We start from the raw sequence: 2,044 nt of genomic DNA on the forward strand, positions 1-2,044 counted from the left end.
CGTTCTAAAGTCTTCCTCACTGAGCCAAGCGCCAAGCGGCAGCCTGATTAGCTCCTTTTGATATACGATAAGCTCAGCACCAAGCACAAGCAGAAGCGGAATGAAATCACCGATTTTACTCGCTATGTTGCCGCCAATCGTGGCACGGCTGCGAATCCCCGGTGCAGCGACAGCGGAAGCAGCGTCACTGAAACAGCCAAGCGCTCTCTTGATCAAAGGGTTCTTTCTGCATTCATTCAGTGATGTGAGCGCCCCGATCGACACGTGGGTGTCACTGGCGCTGATCCCTCGCATCTCGTCAATCCCTTCAAGGCTGACAAGGTGCTGTTTCGGCAGAGTTCCTTTGTCCCACTGAAGCTGAAGCAGCGTGCTTCCCGATGCGGCACACACATCCGGAGCAAGCTTCTCTAAAAGCGAATAGGCCTCATCAAGCGCTGTCGGCCTCCATAATTGAATATTCATCCTTGCTTTTGTCACTTGGCCGTTCAAGACATCGCCCTCCTTACCATGTCATATTCCTCGGGTGTATCAATATCGTCCAACTCACCGCTATCCTTTGCCTCCAAAACCGCTCCTGCTCCAAGCTGTCCGCTTTTCAGGAGCCTGCGAGCCCCTTCATCTCCCGTTAACCCCTTTACATAAGGAAAACAAGCCGACGAGAAGTAGATTGGCGGGGTGAACGCCCCTAAAAACGATGACACGGCAAATGACTCAGGAGCCAGAGCCACAAGGGCATTGAGATGATCGACGGAAAGCTGAGGCTGGTCGGCTAACAAAATGACAACGCCGTCCGCCCCCATGCTTTCTGCTTTTCTCACCCCGCTGCTGACTGAATGCCCCTGACCCTTTTCTGCGTCTTGGCAAACGTGCAGGCTCCAGCGTTTTTGAAAAGGCGGAGCGTGATACGGCGCTCCTATCCACTCAAGGGAGGCATGTTCTGTCCGCTCGACGACCAGCACGTGATCAAGGCGGGACGACAGAGCAGTTTTCAAAGAAAGTGAGCCTATGTTTTCTCCTTTTAGCGGCAAAGCCAGCTTGTTTTGGCCCATTCTTCTGCTTTTGCCGGCAGCGAGAAACACGCCGATCAGATAGGGGCTTCTCATACAACTGCTATCCGTTTTCTTGTTTGAATGATTTCTGCAACTACACTTACCGCAATTTCCTCTGGACCTTCCGCACCGATTTTCAGCCCGACCGGACTGTAAAAGTGAGACGGAGGATGTTTTCCGTTCAGCAGCCGTTTCGTGCGGTTTGCCGAACCCAACAGTCCAATATAATGGAGGTTTTGAGAAAATAAGAAGTTGATGATCGTTTGATCGTGCTGATAATGATGGGTTGCCACAACAGCTGCATCATGCGGAAAAAATTGAAATTCGCTAAGCATTTGTTCCGGAAAAGCGGTGATCAGCTGATCCGCTTTTGGAAAAAGAGAGGATGTACAATAAGCGGGCCGCCAATCCGTCACGATAACAGAAAACCCTGTGTCAGCCGCCAAATTGGCCAGCGGTACAGTATCCGGTCCCGCCCCAAACAGAATGAGACGCGGCTTCGGTTCAATTCGCTGAATAAACATGTTAGTGGTTTGATCGAAATGCGGTAAATGAAGCGTTGAAACAGTACGTTGAATATCTTGCAGAGGCGCGTCCGGCCAGTTGCCAAAATGCCCGTTCTCCGTCAGAAATAAATAATGGGAGGATCCAATCTTTGTAACGGAAGTGACAGCTTTGCCTGAATGAAGGCAATCCCTCACTTTCTCATAGTGCCGCCTTTTTTCCTGAGTGATTCGCTCCGCATGAACATGAATCATGCCATTGCACCCGGCTCCCATGCCCCAAGAAAGATCGTCCTCCGACCGCATGTCGTAGGGAATCAGCGTTGGTGTGAGCTGATCGCCCAGCGCACTGATTCTTTGGAATACATCTTCTTCCACACACCCGCCGCTCAGCAAGCCAATCCGTCTGCCATTTTTCTTAAAGAGCATAGAGGCGCCTGCTTTTCGATACGCGGAGCCTTCAACTTGAACAATTGTCGCCATTACAGCCTC

At 51.2% G+C, this 2,044-nt stretch carries 3 protein-coding genes; all 3 read right to left on the bottom strand.

The features are described from left to right. On the bottom strand, nucleotides 1–489 hold a 489-nt coding region (locus tag ACWHAR_RS20185), incomplete at its 3' end, for an FAD binding domain-containing protein (protein WP_452087628.1). Continuing rightward, nucleotides 486–1,103, bottom strand: a complete 618-nt coding sequence (gene pucB / locus ACWHAR_RS20190; protein ID WP_017696714.1) for a xanthine dehydrogenase accessory protein PucB — start codon at nucleotides 1,101–1,103, stop codon at nucleotides 486–488. The genes ACWHAR_RS20185 and pucB, both read right to left, overlap by 4 nt. After that, on the bottom strand, nucleotides 1,100–2,044 hold a 945-nt coding region (locus ACWHAR_RS20195; protein WP_452087629.1), incomplete at its 5' end, for an XdhC family protein. The genes pucB and ACWHAR_RS20195, both read right to left, overlap by 4 nt.

This window comes from Bacillus sp. LR--39, from assembly GCF_053613335.1.